At 33.1% G+C, this 23709-nt stretch carries 13 protein-coding genes and 1 pseudogene; 11 read left to right on the top strand and 3 right to left on the bottom strand.

What is annotated here, in order from left to right; genetic code table 11:
• Positions 1-395 precede the first annotated feature (395 nt).
• Positions 396-749 carry a zinc ribbon domain-containing protein gene (locus tag F6K23_RS12680; RefSeq protein ID WP_293155521.1) on the bottom strand — a complete coding sequence of 118 codons (354 nt, stop codon included), beginning with the start codon at positions 747-749 and terminating at the stop codon, positions 396-398.
• Positions 750-867: 118 nt separating this feature from the next.
• On the opposite strand from F6K23_RS12680, the gene F6K23_RS12675 reads away from it, so the two are divergent.
• The 6 genes from F6K23_RS12675 (at position 868) to F6K23_RS12650 (ending at position 7447) form a co-directional block, all read left to right on the top strand.
• A complete protein-coding gene (locus F6K23_RS12675; protein ID WP_293155518.1) occupies positions 868-1194 on the top strand; it encodes a phasin family protein in 327 nt (108 codons plus the stop codon).
• Positions 1195-1704: 510 nt separating this feature from the next.
• A complete protein-coding gene (locus tag F6K23_RS12670) occupies positions 1705-2226 on the top strand; it encodes an FKBP-type peptidyl-prolyl cis-trans isomerase (protein WP_293155515.1) in 522 nt (173 codons plus the stop codon).
• Between the two features lie 117 nt (positions 2227-2343).
• Positions 2344-2901: a Uma2 family endonuclease gene (locus F6K23_RS12665; protein ID WP_293155512.1), complete on the top strand. Its 558-nt coding sequence runs from the start codon at positions 2344-2346 to the stop codon at positions 2899-2901.
• A 167-nt stretch (positions 2902-3068) separates the two neighbouring features.
• A complete protein-coding gene (locus F6K23_RS12660; RefSeq protein WP_293155509.1) occupies positions 3069-5387 on the top strand; it encodes an NACHT domain-containing protein in 2319 nt (772 codons plus the stop codon).
• An 18-nt stretch (positions 5388-5405) separates the two neighbouring features.
• Positions 5406-6137, top strand: coding sequence for a hypothetical protein (locus F6K23_RS12655; RefSeq protein ID WP_293155506.1), 732 nt, complete (start codon positions 5406-5408; stop codon positions 6135-6137).
• A 1181-nt stretch (positions 6138-7318) separates the two neighbouring features.
• Positions 7319-7447 (top strand): hypothetical protein, encoded by a 129-nt coding sequence (locus F6K23_RS12650; protein WP_293155503.1) that lies wholly within the window; start codon positions 7319-7321, stop codon positions 7445-7447.
• 254 nt (positions 7448-7701) lie between these two features.
• Here the strand turns inward: F6K23_RS12650 and dnaB are convergent, their stop codons facing one another.
• Both dnaB and rplI read right to left on the bottom strand, forming a co-directional pair.
• A complete protein-coding gene (dnaB, locus tag F6K23_RS12645) occupies positions 7702-14805 on the bottom strand; it encodes a replicative DNA helicase (protein ID WP_293155500.1) in 7104 nt (2367 codons plus the stop codon).
• A gap of 464 nt (positions 14806-15269) precedes the next feature.
• Entirely contained in the window at positions 15270-15728 is a 459-nt protein-coding gene (gene rplI / locus F6K23_RS12640; RefSeq protein ID WP_293155497.1) for a 50S ribosomal protein L9, read from the bottom strand.
• Between the two features lie 288 nt (positions 15729-16016).
• Between rplI and proX (F6K23_RS12635) the strand changes: the two genes are divergently transcribed.
• From proX (F6K23_RS12635) to proX (F6K23_RS12615), 5 genes and pseudogenes are all read left to right on the top strand, one after another.
• A complete protein-coding gene (gene proX, locus F6K23_RS12635; RefSeq protein ID WP_293155494.1) occupies positions 16017-17030 on the top strand; it encodes a glycine betaine/L-proline ABC transporter substrate-binding protein ProX in 1014 nt (337 codons plus the stop codon).
• 456 nt (positions 17031-17486) lie between these two features.
• Positions 17487-18503: a glycine betaine/L-proline ABC transporter substrate-binding protein ProX gene (gene proX / locus F6K23_RS12630; protein ID WP_293155491.1), complete on the top strand. Its 1017-nt coding sequence runs from the start codon at positions 17487-17489 to the stop codon at positions 18501-18503.
• Between the two features lie 988 nt (positions 18504-19491).
• Positions 19492-20505: a glycine betaine/L-proline ABC transporter substrate-binding protein ProX gene (gene proX / locus F6K23_RS12625; RefSeq protein ID WP_293155488.1), complete on the top strand. Its 1014-nt coding sequence runs from the start codon at positions 19492-19494 to the stop codon at positions 20503-20505.
• Between the two features lie 740 nt (positions 20506-21245).
• Positions 21246-22277 (top strand): annotated as a pseudogene (proX, locus tag F6K23_RS12620) (glycine betaine/L-proline ABC transporter substrate-binding protein ProX).
• 740 nt (positions 22278-23017) lie between these two features.
• Positions 23018-23709 (top strand): glycine betaine/L-proline ABC transporter substrate-binding protein ProX (proX, locus tag F6K23_RS12615; protein ID WP_293155485.1); only part of this gene is annotated, 692 nt, incomplete at its 3' end.

Genomic DNA, 23709 nt, shown 5'->3' with positions numbered 1-23709 from the left:
CCAGTTTTTGAGTCAGATATAGTATCAGAATAAAATTAATTATTAGATGTAACTAAACTTTAGAATAATTCCAAAGTAAAAAGTAAAAATTCCAAAGTAAAAATATTACGTTGTCTGAGTTTTAAACTTTGGATATGTTCTAACCTCTTTTTCGACTGCTATACCAGTTTTTGAGCCAAATATATAGTTATTTCAGTTGAGATTGAGACAAGGATTTCTTACCTTGAAATAGTTTTAGCTAAAAAAGTGTTTCATTCTTATTTGAAATGACTATAGTATCAGAAAAACATTAATTATTAGATGTAACTCTATTCCAGAACTAGGGAACAGGAATCAGAGTTTTAAAGTTTTTATATATTGGGCGATCGCTTCCTCGGAAATAGCTGCGGGGAATTTCAAAAAGAAATTATCAAACTGATAAGAGCTAAACTTAACAATAACCACCAAATAGTATTTCTTTGAAACCAAAATTTGACAGTTCCAAACCAACTAATATGATTAAAATTAGTAGGAGGTACAAGGGGTTCAGACTGGTCATGATAAAGAGTACAATTTTTAGCATAGGGACGTTGAGGAAAATTACAGGTATCATCAAAATGGTAGATACAGCTATTACACAAATATTCTTCTGTTTGAGTGTGATAAATAGGAATTCCTGGATGACCAAAAGCTTTAAGAGAAACTCGACAATGCGGACAAACGATCGCCTGACTATCAATTGGTTGATGACAACGAGGACAATTTGACATTTTGATTATGCTAGATATATTGAATTCAACAACTTTATTTATCTACAGTTTAAATTTGTAGCTTAACTCTAAGTTAGTTGCTCCTTTGTACCTAAAAATATAGAAATAGGAAAAAAATATGAATAATACTGAAAATCTACTTAAACAACTTTTAATGATTGGCATTGGTACAACTTCCCTAGTGGCCGAAAAAATACAGGAAGTCACTAACCAATGGGTTAAAGATGGTACTATCAACCCAGACCAAGCTAAAACTTTTGTTGATGATATAATGCAGCAACTTAGCTCAGAGCAAGGAAACTGGGAAACTCAGATGCAGCGACAAATGCGGAATGTCATGCAGGATATAGGTGTTCCTCGTCAATCAGAATTGGACGAACTCCGGGGTCGTTTGGACCGTTTGGAGCGTCAGATCAGAGATTTAGAAAATCGTAATTGGCGTTAATGAATTTAGAATTTAGAATTTAGAATTTAGAATTTAGAATTTAGATTTGCACCAGTGATTAAATTTGAGAGGTGTCAGTTAGAATTTAGAATTTAGAATTTAGAATTCATAATTTAGAATTTAGGTTTGCACCAATGATTAAATTTGAGAGGTGTGAGAATGTTCTAACTTCCCTGACAACTGCTATGTTATTTAACAATATCTGGAATCTTAGTTAAAGTTAAACTTTCATATTAATTTTTGGTGTTGACTTAATTATATGGAAGATTGATTTTAGTATCAAATATTATAGTTATTAATTTTTCAGTTGTTACGTTCTGCTTTTTCTGTTTGATTTTTTTTCAAAAATACAAATTAGAGAAAATGGGAGGTTGTTTAGAGTGTTTATAAAGTTAGTTGTGAGATTGGAAAAATTACAACTGACGCTAGTGTAGCTGCAAAATATAGTAGCTATAATTTAAACTTCAACTGATAATTTTTGACTTTTAACTTAAATTAGGAGGATTAATTTTGCGAGGAATTATTATTAGTTTGGCGGTAGTAATATTCTGTGGTTTAGTTTTGATTGTTGCTCAAATCACAGGTTCGGAAAAAGGGGCAGTTGCTTCTCAAAATACACCAAGTACTATAAATTCTACTGAAGTTCAAGAACAAGTGGCAGAAAATATTATGACTGAAAATAATGAAGAAACTATTACTACTGAATCTGGTCTTCAGTATGTGGTCTTGAAAGAAGGAGATGGCGCTACTCCTCAAAAAGGTCAAACAGTTGTGGTTCACTATACTGGAACTTTAACGGATGGTTCTAAGTTTGATAGTTCTCGCGATCGCAATCAACCTTTCCAATTTCCAGTTGGTGTAGGTCGAGTTATTAAAGGTTGGGATGAAGGGGTAGCGAGTATGAAAGTTGGTGAACGTCGTAAGTTTATTATTCCACCGGAATTAGGGTATGGCGCTAGTGGTGCTGGTGGGGTTATACCTCCTAATGCTACTCTGATTTTTGATGTGGAATTATTGAGAATTGCGAATTAATTAGGTAGTCAGCTATCAGCTATCAGCTCTCAGCTATCAGCAATTATAATTATTAATAAGGGGATAGAGACTTGTTCTCTGTTCCCTTTTATATATTCTTTAATTCCTAAAAATTATATGTCAAATCTCACAGTTAAAGACTTAGAAATATTGCAAGGTACTCTTGATAAATTAGATTTAGATTATCAATTAGAATTAGATGAAGGAAAGATATTAGTCACGGGTCCGTCGGATATTATTTCTAGTGAAGTTGGGGTTCAGTTAATTAGATTATTAGGTAATTGGGTTTACCCACGTCGTCTCGGACGTTTGTTTGATTCTAGTGGTGCTTTTATTCTTCCAGACAGTAATTTAAAAGTTCCTGATGTTTCTTTTGTTCGTGCCCAACGTTTGAAAAAAAGTGTTCGTTATTTTGGGGAGTTGGTGCCAGATTTAGTAGTAGAAATTAAATCTCAAAGTGACAGAATTAAGCCTTTAAAAAAGAAAATAAAGAAGTATTTAGAATTAGGAGCGGAAGTAGGAATATTGATAGATCCTGACAAAGAAATAGTTATTGTTTATCGTCCTCATTGTGAAGAAATTAAGTTAGAAAATGGAGATATTTTGACTATTCCTGAATTATTTGGTGAATGGGAATTACCTGTTGTTGAACTTTGGCCGCCTGTGTTTGATTAGTAGGCATTCAGCTATCAGCAATCAGCTCTCAGCTCTCAGCTTTTTAATGTTAAATAGTTTTGTAAAATTACTGTAACTTCAAAGTTTTAAGCCTATAAAATCTTAATTTTGACTTTTGATTTTTGACTTCCGTGAAACGGTATAACTTCCTGAATAATTAGCTTGATATGTCTAAATTCAATTTATCTTACACTCAACTTTTTCGACACAAATTTAACCGACTGGTTTCGATTAATTTGTTTCTACTAACTTTAACTATTGTATTGTGTTGGAGTTGGATATTACCTAGTTATACTCAGACACCTACACCTAATGTTCAAAGTCGGGAAGTTATTATTCAAGAAATTAAAGATTATGCCGAACGTCATGTTGAAAATGATAAGGCAATGGATAGTAGGTTAATGATTGATTTATATGAGAAAAATTCTGTCGGTTTAACTACTCCAGAAATTACTAAAATTTATGAGGAAGAATATACAAAACTCAAGGAGGCAAAAGATAGTAATCTGTGGGAAAAAATTAATGACGATCTATTTTATGGGTTGGGATGGTTTGCTGCCGTAGCACTTTTTATTCTCTTGATTTTTAAGGAAGCTATACAAGGTTGGGTGACTAATTTTGTTAATACCTTTGGCAAATGGTTATACAATCAAATTGCTGGTTTTGAATTGTTCTGGAATTTATCTCTAAAACGCTATAAAAAAGGTCTCATTAATAAACACGAACAACTAAAAATTCCTTTTCGTCCGAATCGTCCTTTAAGTCTGCAAGAAGTTTATGTCGATTTGCAATTTTTGGAAAAAGCTAATAATGAACCAATTAATTTTTCTGAGATTAAAAAATATAATCGTTTGGCTATTAAAGGGCAACCTGGAGCTGGAAAAACACTTTTATTAAAATATCTTGTTCTCTCTTGGGCGAGGGAAAAATTAAAAACTTCTTCTAATGAATATGTGCCGATTTTATTGGAGTTATATCGCCTCAATGAAATAGACATTTCTGCCCTCAATATGGAAATCTTAAAACAGAAATTAGTAGAAGCTTTAGATAGGGATGATTTTCCTAAAGCTAATTCTTTTGTTGAGCAAAGTTTGAAAACAGGGAAATTATTTCTGTTATTTGATGGATTAGATGAAGTCAAAAGTTTGATTCGCCCTCAAGTTGTACAAGCTATTAATGACTTATTAGATAAGCATGATAAATGTCGAGGAATTATTACTTGTCGAGCAGCAGTTTATCGGAATGATTTTGCTGAGTCGGTGGATAAAACTTTAGATATTAAAGAATTTAGCGACAGACAAATGCGACTCTTTTTAGAAGCATGGAAATCTCAAATGCCACCCGATAAATCTATCGATCAACTCATACAAACTTTGAGATATAGACCTCTAATTATGGAGTTAGCTAGAAATCCTTTAATGTTGACTATTGTTGCTCATCTTTATACTCAACCTGCCTTTGTTTTGCCTCAGTCTCGGTCAGATTTTTATCAAGAATCTACTCATATTTTATTGAATCAATGGCAGAATAATTTTAATCAATATAAAGAGAGCGCTCATAAGCGGAGAGTGCTACAACATTTAGCTTTATTTGCTCAGGATAATGCTAGTCAACAACAAAAAAATGACTTAAGTTTAGATTATCAAATTGTCTTGGAACAAATTCAAAAAGTTTTACCCGATCTAAATCTAAATCCTGAAACAGATACTCAACCAATATTAAGAGAAATTGTCGAACGTAGTGGATTATTATTGGAAATTGAGAGGGGAGATAAATATCAGTTTGCTCATTTAACTTTGCAAGAATATTTTGCAGCAACAGCTTTGAGAGATAGAGAAAATGAGTTAATAGAAAGGTTTAAAAATGACCCAGAACGTTGGCGGGAAACGGTTAAACTTTGGTGTGGGTTTGCTGGAAATAGTACAAATTTAATAGAGGTTATTTATCAGGAAGATTCTTTGACAGCTTTTGAATGTTTAGCTGATGCTCAAGAAGTTTCTCCTGTTTTAGCAGAGAGAATTATTGAAGAGTTTAAGGAGAAATTGGCAGAAGCAAATTCTGATGAAAATTTGGCTAGAGCTTTTGGAGCAGTTGCTTCTGATGTTCGTGAAAGAGGTAGGGGAAAAGTTATTTTTGAGTTTCTAGAAAATGCTTTGAATTATTCTGAATTTATGGAAGTTCGTAGGGCGTCTGTGAAGGCTTTATCTAAAACAAATTTGCCACAAGCGGCGGATATTTTGTTTAGGTATTATGAGGATATTGATTTGGTGGATGCTCGTCAAGCGCTTATTAATATGGGAGATATTGCTGTTTCTTTATTGAAGGGTTTAGCGGAGAAAGGTTCGGAAATGGCAATGAGAGATTTAGTGAAAATTGGTACTCCATATTCGAGAGAAACTTTAAATGGTTTACTTGATCATTCTGATGAAAAGATTCAGAGGTTAGCTGCTTTAAATATTGCGGAATTTAGGAGTTTAAATAATTAGGTTTTCTTGGAGCGATAAATGGCAAAACTGGATGAGGAATTTAATTTGAGAGATTGGAAATGGATAGCAGTTCATTTTCCACCATCAGAAAGAGAAACTATGGCAAAAGTAGCTTGGTTGATCTGTTGTAAATGCACTCCTGAAGAAATTTATCGATATAATCTTGACCCAAGAATAGTAGTTCCTTTATGTGCGGTAATATTGCTTGATGTAATTGATATTATCAAGTTGAAAAAGTTTGTAAAAGAAAAAAAAGTTGGTAGTCATCGAAAAATATTAGAGCTACTAGAAACATCAGAATTCTCAAAACTATCAGAACTAAAACAGGAATGTGTTAGTGTGATAAAACAAGGCTTTCTTGTAGTTAATCTTAGTCAAAAATGGCAATCTCTATTTGAAACTTTAGATATAGATTTGCAATTTTTCTTACTATATAACCTCATTAAATATCGCCACCCAACTCGTGATGACTGGTGTAATATTTTTCTAGATGTAAAATTTGAGAGTCTAGAAGTAGGTTTTGTACTATCGGACGCATTTTTGATATTATGGATGTCATTTTCGATGTTATTGATCTTATTGATTTTATCAGCTTTGAATTTAGTTAAACTCCCTATTTTTTTAGCAGGTTTGCTTGTTTTAGTTAATCTGGTTATGATTATAGCTATAGTTATTAGTTCTGCTTATCAAAAAAAAATAGAATATAAAGCTACTAATCCCCTGAAGCATATTTTTAAATATGACATATAGTTTCTAAATCTAGCCAACCGAGATAGGTTTAGTAATTGAAGATTAGTAACTAAGAAATTCTTCTTAATCTGAAAAGGGAATAAATATTAAAGTTAAGAAACTGAAATTACACCGATCAAAATATTGCTTGATTTAACTTACTTTCTCAAAATATGAAAGAAGCGATCGCTCTTTAAATCTCACCCTTTATTTATTCCTAAACTCTAAATTTCTTTAATATATAGAAATAGCGATCGCTCTCTAATATTCATTTTTAAAATATCAGTAATTTAAGTTGAAGGCCGATAACTGTTAACTAATAACTGAAGAGGCGATATCCCTCAAAACTATACTCTCTTTTATTGAATAAAAAATCATGCGTATAGGCGAGCGAACCCTTATAGGTTTTATGATATCAGAATTTTTGTGAGGCAGCAACCGAAAATCCTTTGAGGCGCGATTTTTTTTGTGAGCTTCAGAGAATGAAAGTGTTGGTAATTTTCCACGCTAGGAGGGATGGATGGAAAAATTTGATGATGGGAAAAAATGTATTGAGCGATCGCTAATAGATGACTGCCGAAAGCTGATTATACAAGCTTCATAAAATGAAGATATTTATCGCATTACTATTGGGAAAATTCTTAAATATTGAAAAGCCTCTACAAACTGGGAAAATTTGTTGAATAAAAAGTCATGCGTATAGACGAACAACCCCTTATAGCTTTTATGATATCAGAATTTTTGTGAGGCAGCAACGGAAAATCCTTTGACGCGCCGATTTTTTTTGTGAGCTTCAGAGAATGAAAATGTTTGTACCTTTCCACGCTAGGAGATACTAGATAAAAAAGAGCGATCGCTTTCTAAGATTCACACTTTTTATTTGACGCGCCGAATTTTTTGTGAGCTTCAGAGAATGAAAATATTGGTTGTTTTCCACCCTAGGAGGTATAGATGGAAATATTTGATGAGGGAAAAACAACCTTCCTGAGAGCTTCATAAAATGAAAATATTTGTGATTTTCCACTAACAACAGATGGGTGGAAAAGTTTGATGATGGGAAAAAATGGATTGAGCGATCGCTTTCTAATACTCTATGTTTTTCCTATGGTAAAAAAGCTGACTGCTGATAGCTGAGTGCCGAAAGATTTTTTGTGAGCTTCAGAGAATGAAAATATTAGTGGTTTTTCAATGAGCAGAGATGGATGGAAAGACTTGATGAGGGAAAAACAACCTTCCTGAGAGCTTCGCAAGATGAAAATATTTCTGATATTGCTCCTGGGAAAATTCCTAAATATTCGATTGTCTCTGAGCAAGGAAATTTAGTTGAATAAAAAGTCATGCGTATATACGAGCGACCCCTTATATCTTTTATATTATCACAAAAATTGTGGCGATGGAACCGAAAATCCTTTGGCGCGCCGATTTTTTTTGAGCTTCACAAGATGAAGATATTGCTGCTTTTCCACTGAGTAGGGATGAATGAAAAGATTTAATCACGGAAAAACAACCGTTTTTGGGAGCTTTACAAGATGAAATTATTTCTGGTATTGCTCCTGAGACTGATAACTGATAACTGATAAATGATTTATCTGTTCCCTGTTCCCTGTTCCCTGTTCCCTCCTCTTATTGCCAAATTTCTAAACTTAGTAAACTGGGGGTCAAACAATAACTTAACCGTACCAGTTGGCCCATTCCGATGCTTAGTAATAATCACCTCAGCAATACCTTGGTCGGGAGTATCTGGGGAATAATACTCATCCCGATAAAGCATAATAACTAAATCCGCATCTTGTTCAATAGAGTTATGAACAACAATCTCATTCGCCACAAAATTATGGAGACCAGGCACAGTTAAGTCAAAAACCTCCGCCTCACCATCTGGTCTTATTTCCACAATTTCATCCCAGTTAACATCAATTTGAGTAGGTTTTTCCCTCTCCCGACACTTAACTACAGACCCTAAATTTCCACCATGTTTTGGCCCAAAATCCACTTGAGACAGGAATTGCCCACAATACAATATTGAATATTTAAGCATTTTTTGGTTCAAAATAGCAAGAGAATCCCCAATATTCAGAGTATTTAACTGTTTCCAACCCCCCATAGAAAAGAAAGGATGATTAGCCGTAGCCCTAATCAATTTTCCTGAAGAAGTTTGCAGACGAAAGATAGGTTTAACCCCAGTAGAAAATACTCGACTAACCATAGCCGACTCAAATTTCCCAGTATTTTCATTCAAAGCCAAAACAGCAAAATTTGACTTACCAACTAGAGAAGAAATAGGAATTTTTTTACCATCAGCTAAATAAATTAAAGTATCCCCAGTCAAACAACCAGACTCTCTTAAGTCAGACATCATCGGTCTTTTATTAGTTCGAGACTCCACGCTTCTGCTAAGTTGAGACAAAGCAATAATCGGCACCGAAAGTTCTCGTGCTAAACCCTTCAGACTCCGAGTAATTCTTGCTAATTCCTGGACTCGATTATCACTACTACTACTTTCCATTAATTGTAAATAATCTAATAAAATTAATCCTAAAGCTCCACCTTGTTCGCTTTGTAATTGTCTGACTTTTGAACGAATTTCATTAACAGTAATATTAGGAGTATCATCAATAAAAATTGGCATTTCAGCAAGATTACCAATAGCGGAAGTTAAAGGTTCCCATTCGCTCTGACTAATTCGCCCAGACCGCAATCTATTACTTTCAATTTTTGCCTCACTTGCTAATAGCCTTAATACCAATTGTTCCTTAGACATTTCTAGGCTAAAAATTGCTACTGGTAATTTGAGATTAGCTGCAATACTATGACCAATATTTACAGCAAAGCTGGTGTTATGAAGACAAATATCATTGGCTACAAAATTATGAGTTTCTGGTATGGTCAGATCGTATACTTGTTTTTCTCCGACTGGTTCTATTGAAACAATTTCATCCCAGTAAAGATCGCTATTTTCTAAATGCTTTGTGCAGGAATTCTGTGGTTTGACTAAGTTTAATTTCTCAAAGTCGAAATCCAGATTTTCTGATGGAAGGTTTCTCATATCTGTCAGAAAATTTTTCTTATAGAGAGCATCAGCAGTAGTTAAATTCTCAGAATTTTTATGCGACTTTCCTTTGACAGTTCTACTCTGAAGTGACTGATTTTTAGGTTCGGCAAACTTTTCCACCAGACTCGCCAATTTATTCCAGAAAAATTCCCGATTTTCTAATTGTTCTCTCCAGGCATTATCGGGTTTAGCTAAATTGAATCTATCGGAGTGTAAATCCAGATTTTCTGATGGAAGGTTTCTCATATCTGCCAGAAAATTTTTCTTATAGAGAGCATCAGCAGTAGTTAAATTCTCAGAATTTTTATGCGACTTTCCTTTGACAGTTCTACTCTGAAGTGACTGATTTTTAGGTTTGGCAAACTTTTCCACCATACTCACCAATTTATTCCAGAAAAATTCCCGATTTTCTAATTGTTCTCTCCAGGCATTATCGGGTTTAGCTAAATTGAATCTGTCGGAGTGTAAATCCAGATTTTCTGATGGAAGATTTCCCATATCTGTCAGAATATTTTTCCCATGGAGAGTGTAAGTAGTAGTTAAATTCTCGGCATTTTTATCGGACTTTCTTTTGACAGTTCTACTTTGGAGCGACTGATTTTTTGATTCGGCAAAATTTTCTATCAGATTAACCAATTTATTCCAGAAAATATCCCGATTTTCTAATTGTTCACTCCCGGAATTCTTTGGTCTGACTACATTTAATCTGTGGGAGTCAAAATCTTGATTTTCTGATGGAAGGTTTCTGATATCTGTCAGAATATTTTTTCTATAGAGAGCATTAGTAATAGTTAAATTATTGACATTTTTATCGGACTTTCCTTTGACAGTTCTACTCTTGACCGACTGCTTTTGAGATTCGGCAAAATTTTCTATCAGATCAACCAATTCATTCCAGAAAATATCCCGATTTTCTAATTGTTCACTCCCGGAATTCTCTGGTCTTATTAAATTTAATCTGTGGGAATCAAAATCTTGATTTTCTGATGGAAAATTACCAATATCTGTCAGAAGATTTTCTCCACAGATAGTATCAGTAGTCGTTAAGTTATCAGAATTTTTAGGAGACTTTTCTTTGACAGTTCTACTTTTGACCAACTGATTTTTTGATTCGGCAAAATTTTCTATCAGATTAACCAATTTATTCCAGAAAATATCCCGATTTTCTAATTCCTCCCTCCCGGAATTCTCTGGTCTGACTAAATTTAATCTGTGGGAGTCAAAATCTTGATTTTCTGATGGAAGGTTTCTGGTATCTGTCAGAATATTTTTTCTATAGAGAGCATTAGTAATAGTTAAATTATTGACATTTTTATCGGACTTTCCTTTGACAGTTCTACTTTTGACCAACTGATTTTTTGATTCGGCAAAATTTTCTATCAGATTAACCAATTTATTCCAGAAAATATCCCGATTTTCTAATTCCTCCCTCCCGGAATTCTCTGGTCTGACTAAATTTAATCTGTGGGAGTCAAAATCTTGATTTTCTGATGGAAGGTTTCTGATATCTGTCAGAATATTTTTTCTATAGAGAGCATTAGTAATAGTTAAATTATTGACATTTTTATCGGACTTTCCTTTGACAGTTCTACTCTTGACCGACTGCTTTTGAGATTCGGCAAAATTTTCTATCAGGTTAACCAATTTATTCCAGAAAATATCCCGATTTTCTAATTCCTCCCTCCCGGAATTCTCTGGTCTGACTAAATTTAATCTGTGGGAGTCAAAATCTTGATTTTCTGATGGAAGGTTTCTGATATCTGTCAGAATATTTTTTCTATAGAGAGCATTAGTAGTAGTTAAATTATTGACATTTTTATCGGACTTTTCTTTGACAGTTCTACTCTTGACCGACTGCTTTTGAGATTCGGCAAAATTTTCTGTCAGATTAACCAATTCATTCCAGAAAATATCCCTACTTTCTAATTGCTCGCTCCAGGAATTCTCTGGTCTGACTAAATTTAATTTCTCAAAGTCGAAATCCAGATTTTCTGATGGAAAATTTTCTATATCTGCCAGAATATTTTTCTTATAGAGAGTATCGGCAGTAGTTAAATTCTCAGAATTTTTATGCGACTTTCCTTTGACAGTTCTACTCTGAAGTGACTGATTTTTAGATTCGGCAAACTTTTCCATCAGACTCACCAATTCATCCCAGAAAAATGCCCGATTTTCTAATTGTTCTCTCCAGGCATTATCCGGTTTAGCTAAATTGAATCTGTCGGAGTTAAAATCCAGATTTTCTGATGGAAGATTTCCCATATCTGCCAGAAAATTTTTCCCATAGATAGTATCAGCATCTGCCAGAAAATTTCTTCCACATATAGTATCAGTAGTAGTTAAATTCTCTGAATTTTTAGGAGAGGTTCTTTTCCCACTTCTACTATTTACCGACTGATTTTTTGATTCGGCAAAATTTTCCACCAGACTCGCCAATTTATGCCAGAAAAATGCCCGATTTTCTAATTCCTCAACCCAGAAATTATCTGGCCTGACTAAATTTAATCTATCCGAGTAAAAATCTTGATTTTCTGATGGAAAATCTACCATATCTGCCAGAATATTTTTTCCACAGATAGTATGAGTAGTCGTTAAGTTATCAGAATTTTTATGCGACTTTCCTTTGACCTTTCTACTATTTACCGACTGATTTTGAGATTCGGCAAACTTTTCCACCAGACTCGCCAATTTATTCCAGAAAAATTCCCGATTTTCTAATTGTTCTCTCCAGGCATTATCCGGTTTAGTTAAATTGAATCTGTCGGAGTGGAAATCCAGATTTTCTGATGGAAGATTTCTCATATCTGCCAGAAAATTTTTCCCATGGAGAGTGTAAGTAGTAGTTAAATTCTCGGCATTTTTATCGGACTTTCTTTTGACAGTTCTACTTTGGAGCGACTGATTTTGAGATTCGGCAAACTTTTCCACCAGACTCGCCAATTTATTCCAGAAAAATTCCCGATTTTCTAATTGTTCTCTCCAGGCATTATCCGGTTTAGTTAAATTGAATCTGTCGGAGTGGAAATCCAGATTTTCTGATGGAAGATTTCTCATATCTGCCAGAAAATTTTTCCCATGGAGAGTGTAAGTAGTAGTTAAATTCTCAGAATTTTTATGCGACTTTCCTTTGACAGTTCTACTCTGAAGTGACTGATTTTTAGATTCGGCAAACTTTTCCATCAGACTCACCAATTCATCCCAGAAAAATGCCCGATTTTCTAATTGTTCTCTCCAGGCATTATCCGGTTTAGTTAAATTGAATCTGTCGGAGTGGAAATCCAGATTTTCTGATGGAAGATTTCTCATATCTGCCAGAAAATTTTTCCCATGGAGAGTGTAAGTAGTAGTTAAATTCTCGGCATTTTTATCGGACTTTCTTTTGACAGTTCTACTTTGGAGCGACTGATTTTGAGATTCGGCAAACTTTTCCACCAGACTCGCCAATTTATTCCAGAAAAATTCCCGATTTTCTAATTGTTCTCTCCAGGCATTATCCGGTTTAGTTAAATTGAATCTGTCGGAGTGGAAATCCAGATTTTCTGATGGAAGATTTCTCATATCTGCCAGAAAATTTTTCCCATAGATAGTATCAGCATCTGCCAGAAAATTTCTTCCACATATAGTATCAGTACTAGTTAAATTCTCTGAATTTTTAGGAGAGGTTCTTTTCCCACTTCTACTATTTACCGACTGATTTTTAGATTCGGCAAAATTTTCCACCAGACTCACCAATTTATGCCAGAAAAATGCCCGATTTTCTAATTTTTCCCTCCAGGCATTATCCGGTTTAGCTAGATCAAATCTGTCTGAGTCGAAATCCAAATCTTCTGATAGAGAACTACTAATATTTGTCGCACCGCTTTTCACAGATAAAGTTTCACAAGTCGTTAAATGTATGAAATTTTTATCCGTCTGTCTTGTGCCGTTTCTCCTCTGTGGTGAAAACCATCTAGATTCAGCAAACTTTTCCATCACATAAACAATTTCATTCCAGAAAATATGAGTATTTTTTAGTTGCTCAACCCAGAAATTCTCCTTTCTGAGTAAATTTAATCTACTGGAGTGGAAATCTAGATTTATAGATGGAAAATTTCTCATATCTGTCAGAATATTTTTCTCACAGAAAGTATCAGTAGTAGTGAAATGCTCGAAATTTTCCTCGGTCTTGATTTTTTGATTTTTGCTCTGTGCTGATAGAAATCTAAATCCGGCAAACTTTTCCATCACAACAAGAACTTTATCCCAGAAAATCTGAGTATTTTCTAATTCCTCAACCCAGAAATTATCCTGTCTGACTAAATTTAATCTGCTAGAAGATAAATCTAAATTTATAGATGGAAAATTACCAATATCTGCCACCAAATTTTTCACAGATAAAGTATCAGTAATAGTTAAATGCCACAAATTTTTATTCGTCTTTCTTTTCCTACTTTTACCCTCTTCAACCTTTTCAATAGCACCAATAATTCCAAATCTGAGTAAAAGATGTTGTACTTGCCTAACAAAGTTTTCACTCTCCACAGAATAACCAAAACATACTCCCCTACTCTCCAATATTTTTACCCATCCATCCTGAGAAAATAAATATCTAATGAATAAAGCTAATTGCGATTTTTCTAATTTCAAGACAATAGGAGAAAGACAGAAATTATCAGAATCAATCAGAGAAGCAAACTGATTTTCTGGAATAGTTTCATTACCAAAAACATCTAATCGACGCGGTACAGCTATTTTTTCTCCTACTTGTAATTTTGCCAAAGGTTTCCAACCATCAACTGTTAGAAAAGGATGACTAATTGTCGTCTCTACAAATCTTCCCGATTTTGTTCTTACTCTAAATACAGGTTTAATTCCATCATCAATAAAAGCAGAAGGTTTAGTAATGTGAAACTTCCAATTTTTGCCTAGAGTTAATAACTCCGTTTCTTGCCTTTGATAAACCTCTGCCAAAGTAATTAAACTGCCATCTTTTTGCAAAACTAAAGTATCAAAAGCAGCACATTTTCCCATTGAGGGACGACCAGCCACAATAATTAAATCCGAACGCTGAAAACCTCCAGTCATTGCATCTAGATCGTAAAAACCACAAGCAAGACCAGGTAAAGCAATTCCCTCATTTCTATCTTCAATCTCCTGAAAAGTATTGATTAAAGTCTCAGAAATAGGAACTAAATCTTGTTGTGGTTTATCCTGAGTAAGAGCAAATATTTTTTGTTCAGCTTGGTCAAGAATAGTTTTTAATTCAGTAGCTGTTTGAAACCCTAAATCAAAAATTTCATTTCCTGCTTGAATTAATTTTCTGCGGATATATTTATCAATAACTAAAACAGCATATTGGTCAATATTAACCGCCGAAACAGTTCGTTCTAATAGTTGAACTATTTTTACTTGTCCGCCAATCTTTTCTAATTTATTATTATCAGTAAGCCAACTGGTAACAGTCATTAAATCTGTAGGTTTGCCCTGATTATAAAGTTGCCACATTGCTTTATAAAGAATTTGATGAGCTTCAATGGCAAAAAACTCTGGGCGTAATAATTCTGTGACTCGACTAACAGCTTCTGGGTCGAGGAGAATACCACCTAAAATAGCTTCTTCCGCTTCAATATTTTGGGGAGGTAGGCGATCGCTAGACATCTTTCAACAATTAATAATTAATCATTAATAATTAATAATTACCTCTCTTTGAAAATAAGAGGATTGACTCAATGGAAAATTTTTTCTTGTTTCTCCTTTAAAGGAGAGGCTTCCCACCTTAATTATTCGGTGATTTACCTACAATTATTTAACATTTATTTGAAAAAGGAATAGGGAGTAGAGTTTAAATTACTCTGGTAGAAAAATCCATATTCAATCCAATTGCTGAATATTAAAGTCGAGGAGAATACCATCTAAAATAGCTTCTTCCGCTTTAATATTTTGGTAAGGTAGGCGATCGCTCTGCATCTATAAGCAATATGATTTAATTTGTAAAATATTGGGGAACTTTAGGAAAACCAATAAATTTTTGTTTTTATTAAAATTTGAGATGTGCCTAATCAGATATCAGTTATTTATGTTTCTAGTTCAACTGATAACTGATAACTGATAACTGATAACTGTTAACTACCTACTACTTGAACTTCAACTTCAGCAGTTACCTCAGGATGAAGTTTAATTTGAGCTTTGTAGAATCCAACTTTGCTAATTTCTGGCAAAGTAACGCCACGTCTATCAATTTCTTGACCAGTATTTTCCTTAATTACATCCACTAATTCTCTATCAGTAACGGTACCAAAAATTGCATCATTTTCCCCAACTTGTTTAGCAATTTTAAAGCGACCAACTGTTTCCAAAGCCGTCTTTTGAGCTTCTGCTGCTTGCTTCAATTCTATTTGTCTTTGTCGCTCTTGTTCTCTACGACGTTCTACCTGTTTAAGAATACCTGGAGTAGTACGAAAAGCAATTTTCTGAGGAATCAAATAATTACGAGCATAACCAGGAGCTACTTCTACTACATCTCCGGATATTCCCAATTTTTTGACATCTTGATTCAGGACTACCTGTAATTTTTTGGCCATAACTTTAATTGTAAAATTTTCACTACAAACTTTAATTATATCCTAACTTAAAATATAAGAGAAGATTTAACGAAGTCAGAAGTCAGAAGTCAGAAGCAAGTGTGTAATTCTGAGGTTTCCTCAGAATGTAAGACACACATCTGATAGTCAGAAGTTATTTTTGTAACGGGGATTTGAGCCGCGCTCCAAAAATATTTCGCCTTAAAAGGCGAGGTTTTAGACCTAATTATTTTGATAATTTACAAACGGGTTATGTTATTTATATGAAAATTATCCAATCAAAATACAATGAAACAAAAATATCTCAAAATTATTTTAGGAACAATCCTGACCAGCTTATTAATAGTTTTTACTTCCTGTCAACCATCGCCAAATAATGAAAGTTTAACTATTCGGAGTGCTCATAGTAATTGGATAGAAGAATTATTTCAAACCGAAGTTGTGAATATAGGTTTAGAAAAATTAGGCTACAAGGTCGAAAAACCTAAACAAATTGATTATCCGGCACTTTATATTTCCATAGCTAATGGAGATTTAGACTATAGTGTTATTTATTACCAACCAGGACACAAAAAATTCTTTGAAAATGCTGGTGGCGAAGAAAAATTAGAGGGAGTAGGAATTTTAACTCCTAATGGAATTCAAGGATATCAAATAGATAAAAAAACCGCCGATAAATATAACATTACTAACCTTCAACAATTAAAAGACCCAGAAATTGCCCAACTTTTTGACTCAGATAAAGATGGTAAGGCAAATTTAGTTGGTTGTAATGCAGGTTGGGGTTGTGAATTAGCCATAGACCATCAAATTGAAGCTTATGGACTAGAAGATACTGTAGAACATAATCGAGGCCAATATACAATTTTATTAGCAGATGCTGTTACTCGTTATCAAAAAGGGGAACCTATTCTTTATTATGCCTATAATCCTCACTGGATATCTGCAGTTTTACAACCAGGAGAAGATGTAGTTTGGTTAGAAGTTCCTTTCACATCTTTACCAGAATCTATGGGAAATCTGAGTGAAAAAGATACATCAGTAGATGGAAAAAATTTTGGCCTTCCTAAAGGCGATCAGGGTATTGTTGCTAATAAAAAATTCCTAGAAGCTAACTCAGTTGCAAAAAAATGGTTTGAATTAGTCAAAATTCCAGTTGCAGATATGAATGCTGAAAGTTTACGTATAAAAGAGGGTGAAGACAAACCAGAAGATATTCTGCGTCATGCTCAAGAGTGGGTAAAAGATAATCAAAAAGAATATGATAATTGGTTGGAAGTAGCAAGAAAAGAAGCTAGTTAAGTAGGAAAAATCTTCAGAAGCTTTCAGTACTTAAATGGATGTGAATAGTCATAAAAAAAGCGGAAGCTGAATTGAAAATTATTCAAGTATTACCTCTATAAATTATTTCAGATTCTGATAGTTCCATGGCTTCAATTTTCTGATCGAATTGCTGCTTTATTCCGCCAAAAAGATCGTAAAACTCAAATATTTATCTTGTGTTGTTCTCATAATTTTTACATATCGCGGTTTTCATATTAATGAATACAGTATTTCTCTCTTGATTTTGATTCTCATATCTGGTGTTCCCTAAAACCCAAAATTTGTTTATCTCAACCAAGAGGAAAATTGCTATAAATTAATTATGAATATCTGAATCAAAATATAGTGCCTTTTGCCTATTCTCAAATTTCTATAAATCTTTAGTGCTGAGAGTAGTAAAATACTATTGATGAAAAAAATTTCCATCAAACCACAATGAAACAAAAATATCTCAAAACTATTCTAGGAACAATTATCACCAGCTTATTAGTGATTTTTACTTCCTGTCAACAAGTTCCTGATTCTGCTGAAACAGTTACTATTCGGAGTGCTAATAGTACCTGGATACAAGAATTATTTCAAACCGAAGTAGTAAATATAGGTTTAGAAAAACTCGGCTATAAAGTTGAAAGACCAAAACAAATTGAATATCCAGCAATTTATATTTCTCTTGCCAATGGAGATTTAGAATATAGCACTGTTTTCTATGAACCGCAACACAATGAATTCTTTGAAAATGCTGGTGGTTCAGAAAAGTTAGAGAAAGTTGGAACTTTAACCCCTAATGGAATACAAAGATATGAAATAGACAAAAAAACCGCCGATAAATATAACATTACTAAAATTGAACAATTAAAAGATCCAGAAATAGCCAAACTTTTTGATTCCGATGGAGATGGCAAAGCAAATTTAGTTGGTTGTAATCCTGGTTGGTCTTGTGAATTAGTTATCAATCATCATCTTAAAGCTTATGAATTAGAAGATACAGTAGAACATAATCAAGGACAATATGAAATTCTCTTGGCAGATGCAATGACTCGTTATCAGGAAGGAAAACCAATTCTTTATTATGCTTACGAACCTCATTGGATATCAACAGTTTTCAAACCAAATGAAGATGTAGTTTCATTGGAAGTTCCTTTTACTTCTTTACCAGAATCTATAGGAAATTTAAGTGAAAAAGATACATCTCTAGATGGAAAAAAATTTGGCTTTCCCGTACTTCAACAGCGTATAGTAGCTAATAAAAAATTCCTAGAATCAAACCCAGTTGCCAAAAGATGGTTTGAGTTAGTTGAAATTCCAATTGTGGATATGAATGCTGAAAGTTTACGTATTAAAGAAGGTGAAGATACACAAGAAGATATTCTGCGTCATGCTCAAGAATGGATAAAAAATAATCAACAAAAGTATGATGGTTGGTTAGAAACAGCAAAGCAAGCTGCTAATTAAAGTATGGGTCAATAATTTTAATAGTCAATCAGGGGATATTTCATCACTACAAAATCTTAACTAAAAGGATTTTTCAGAGGTTTTCATTAATATAGAATACAACGATTTCTACAATTTTCACCTGCTTGGTGCATATCTATAATTTTTACTGTAGTCTCTCTTTGTGAAAACCGCTATAAAAGTAAAAAAAGCTGAGACTAAATTTCACATGTTGAAGTCTCAGCTATTAAATTAGTTTGAATTTTGTCTCAATTATATGCAGTTAAAATTTCCAATTTTATTGCTATGGTGCTACACATTAATATGAGAAAATTTATCTATTATCTGTTGCCTGTTATCTAGAAATAAAAATTTATTGCCCTCATCAAAAAAACTAATGCTATACTTCATTTATTCAGCTCAAAACTTTCATCAAACAAAGTGTCCGTGCAAAATAAATTTAACATTTTTTAGTAGGAAATAGGAAATAATACCATTTATCAAAAACTTTATCTATTTCAGAGTAGGGGAGTAGGGGAGTAGGGAAGTGGGGAAAAATAAACATAAGAATAATTCATATTAACTAAGCTGCCAATTAGCAAAAAGGGAATTTGTCTGTATTAATTATTTAATAACTGAAGCGTCACCTAAGTATAGGATTAATGCATGATAATTGGTATAAAATATACTTGTTTGATTGAGCAGTCGATATAAAAATAATTTTTCTTACCTATTTAAGCTGACCATCAAATATACAATTAATTTTGCTTGACTACTTAAAAGAATAAATATGGTGTTTTTTCCAGGGATTTACAAAGAACTTATATTATTACAATTTGACTCAAAAAAAACGTAAGTAGATGAGCATAAATAAACGCAATATTAAAGGGCATATTTTTATAACTTGATTACTCTTAAGTCAAAGCTTTCAGTTAAACCCGCCCCTACAATTTTTTTAACGTTTAATTAGACCTACCTACTTATATAATTTTTTTTCAATCTCAATAACATGAAACAAAAACTACTAAAAATTATCTTAGGAACAATCCTCACAAGCGTATTAATAATTTTTGCTTCCTGTCAACAAACTCCCAATTCCCAAACAGTAATTATTCGTAGTGCCCATAGTAACTGGATAGAAGAGTCATTCCAAACTAATATTGTCAATATAGGTCTAGAAAAACTCGGCTATAAAGTAGAAAAGCCAAAGGAAATTGATTACCCAGCACTTTATATTTCTATAGCTAATGGAGACTTAGACTATAGCGTTATTTATTACTTACCAGGACACGAAAAATTCTTTGAAAATGCTGGTGGTGAAGAAAAATTAGAAGGAGTTGGAATTTTAACTCCTAACGGAAGAAGTGGATATCAAATTGATAAAAAAACAGCCGATAAATATAATATTACTAACATTAAACAATTAAAAGATCCAGAAATAGCCAAACTTTTTGACTCAGATGGAGATGGTAAAGCTAACTTAGTAGGTTGCAATCCTGGTTGGGCTTGTGAATTAATTATAGATAATCAAATTGAAGCTTATGGACTAAAAGATACAGTAGAACAGAATCGAGGTCAATATACAATTTTTCTGGCAGATGCTATTACTCGCTACCAGCAAGGAAAATCTATTATTTATTATGGCTTTAATCCACACTGGATATATACAATTTTAAAACCAGGGGAAGATGCAATTTGGTTAGAAGTTCCTTTTACTTTCTTACCAGAATCTATGGGAAATATGAATGAAAAAGATACATCAGTAGATGGAAAAAATCTTGGCTTTCCCTTACTGCAACAATATATTGTGGCTAATAAAAAATTCTTAGAAGCAAACCCAGTAGCGAGAAAATGGTTTGAATTAGTTGAAATTCCAGTGGCAGATATGAATGTTGAAAGTTTACGTATTAAAGAGGGAGAATACCAACCAGAAGATATTCTGCGTCATGCTCAAGAATGGGTAAAAAATCATCAAAAAAAATATGATAATTGGTTAGAAACAGCGAGAAAAGTTGCTAATTAGGGTTTGTTGAAAAAGTCTTTTAGTAGGGCGAAGAGACAGCTATACTGGAGACAGGAAACAGGAAGAACGGGGAATGAGCGAGGAGGTAGGATTCATTAATTTATAATGGATAATGGATAATTGATAATTGATAATTACCTCGGGTTTTAACCGCTCTTGATTGAATATAAGGAAATATTATTTCTTTTCTCTTGGTCGATTGGATATGGCGAGGAGACCCGCTCTTATCAGAGTCGCTCCGAATTGCGCCATCCTTCGACCGCTTTTTTCCCTTAAAAGGGGAGGCTTTAAACCAGAATTATTTAATTATTAATTATTAATCATTTGGTAATAATTTTAAGAATAATTTTTATGCCCAACTATGCGCCTAAAATACGCTCCATGCATGAGTATAAATATCTGAAAAATTTGCACTTTTTTTGACTCCAAAATGAATTTTTTGAATATTTCAATGCTTTTAGATTAGACCGGTAATACCTAATTAAAAACAAAGAATGTGGCTGATTTTTCAATAGTTCAATGGATTTTAAAATCCCGAAAAAAACTGATACTAATTTTCGCATTTTCAGGTATCAAATAATTCATAAATAAGTATAAATAAGCTAACAAAAACCATAAATTTAAGGGGAATTCAAACATCAGAAAAAAGGCTGATACTAATTTATAAACTGCTATAAATATGTAATTGTTAGATTTGTAAACTACCAGATATTAAATATCTTTCAATCAATCAAACCACAATGAAACAAAAATATCTCAAAACTGTTTTAGGAACAATCCTCACAAGTGTATTAATAATTTTTACTTCCTGTCAACAAACTCCCAATTCTCAAACAGTAACCAATTCTCAAACAGTAATTATTCGTAGTGCCCATAGTAACTGGATAGAAGAATTATTTCAAACTAATATTGTCAATATAGGTCTAGAAAAATTAGGTTACAAAATCGAAAAACCTAAACAAATTGGATATCCCGCTATTTATATTTCTGTTGCTAATGGAGATTTAGACTATAGCACCGTTTACTACTAACCAGGGAGTAATCATTTCTTTGAAAATGCTGGTGGAGAAGAAAAATTAGAGGGAGTCGGAATTTTAACTCCCAATGGAATTCAAGGATATCAAATTGACAAAAAAACAGCCGATAAATATCAGATTACTAACATTGAACAATTAAAAGATTCAGAAATTGCCAAGCTTTTTGACTCCGATGGAGACGGCAAAGCAAATTTAGTTGGTTGTAATGCTGGTTGGTCTTGTGAATTAATGATCGACCATCAACTTCAAGCTTATGAATTGCAAGATACAGTTGAACAGAATCTAGGTGAATATACAATTCTTCTCGCAGATGCTATTACTCGCTACCAACAAGGAAAACCTATTATTTATTTTGCTTATAATCCTCATTGGATATCTTCAGTTTTAAAACCAGGAGAAGATGTAGTTTGGTTAGAAGTTCCTTTCACTTCTTTTCCAGAATCTATGAAAAATATGAGTGAAAAAGATACATCAGTAGATGGAAAAAATTTTGGCTTTCCCGTACTTCAACAGCGTATTTTTGCAAATAAAAAATTCTTAGAAGCTAACCCAGTTGCCAAACGATGGTTTGAATTAGTCAAAATATCAATTGCAGATATGAATGCTGAAAGTTTACGCATCAAAGAGGGAGAAGACCAACCAGAAGATATTATGCGTCATGCTCAAGAGTGGGTAAAAAATCATCAACAAAAATATGATAGTTGGTTGGAAATAGCTAGAAAAGTTGCTAATTAGGGTTTGTTGAAAAAGTATGCATCGGTTCGGGGAGGAGTCAGGAGTCAGGAGCTAGGAGTTAGGATAAATGGGAATTATAGAAGAAGTAGTTGGATGTTTCGTCCCTTGATTTTTCTGCTCAACTCTTGCCCAAAATGCTCACTTTTTGAACTTGAGGTACCGAAAACCAGGCACTTTTCTCAACCCTAAAAAGACTAAAACCTTTATCTGTAAATGCTTTAAAATTAGATCGGTAAACCCTAATTAATACCAATTTTATAAATGTTTGCTACAAATAATTTTCTAGGTTTTAGGTGGTAGGTGGTAGGTGGTAGGTGGTAGGTTTTAGGTTTTAGGTGAATTATTAGTTATTTATCGAATAATTAAGGTAAAAATCCTCTCACTCGCCGTGGAGAAACAAGAAAAAATTTTCATTATTAGTCAATCAATTCTGTTTTCACTCTCGAGGTAATTATTAATCATTAATTATTAATTATTAATTTTTGAATAGCCAGTTTATTTGTAACGTTCTTTTTTCAAAATGGTATAAGAATAAATAATGTTCCTGACTTTTAAAGACTTCAATGGATTTGAAAAGTCAGAAAAAAGGCTGAGACTAATTTTCATATTTTCAGGTTTAAACTAATTAATAAATAAGTAGAAAAAAAGGTAAAAAAATCAGGAGTTAAATGGATTTGAAAATTTATACAAAAGCCTGAAACTAGAAACTAATTGATCGACCGCTATAATTTTGTAATCAATTGAGTCGTAAACTACCAAATATTAAATATTTTTCAATCAATCAAACCACAATGAAACAAAAATATCTCAAAACTGTTTTAGGAACAATCCTTACCAGCTTATTAATAATTTTTACTTCCTGTCAACATTTTCCTTCTGGAACAGTCGGTATTCGGAGTGCCTATTATACTGGCTGGGTAGAAGAGTTATTTCAAACCGAAGTAGTGAATATAGGCTTAGAAAAATTAGGCTACAAAGTTAAAAAACCAAAAGAAATTTATTATCCTGCAATTTACATTTCTGTTGCCAATAAAGACTTAGATTATAGTGTTGTTTATTATCAACCATGGCACAAGAAATTCTTTGAAAATGCTGGTGGTGAAGAAAAATTAGAAGGAGTTGGAAATTTAACTCCTAATGGAAATAGTGGATATCAAATTGATAAAAAAACCGCCGATAAGTATAACATTACTAACATTGAACAATTAAAAGATCCAGAAATAGCCAAACTTTTTGATTCCGATGGAGATGGCAAAGCAAATTTAGTAGGTTGTAATCCTGGTTGGTCTTGTGAATTAGCGATCGATCATCATCTTAAAGCTTATGAATTAGAAGATACAGTAGAACATAATCAAGGACAATATGAAATTCTTTTGGCAGATGCAATGACTCGTTATCAGGAAGGAAAACCAATTCTTTATTATGCCTACGA

The organism is Okeania sp. SIO2C9, assembly GCF_010672455.1.
Taxonomy (GTDB): domain Bacteria; phylum Cyanobacteriota; class Cyanobacteriia; order Cyanobacteriales; family Microcoleaceae; genus Okeania.
The sequence above is the reverse complement of the archived record's forward strand: the minus strand, read 5'-3'. Positions and strand labels throughout refer to the sequence as shown.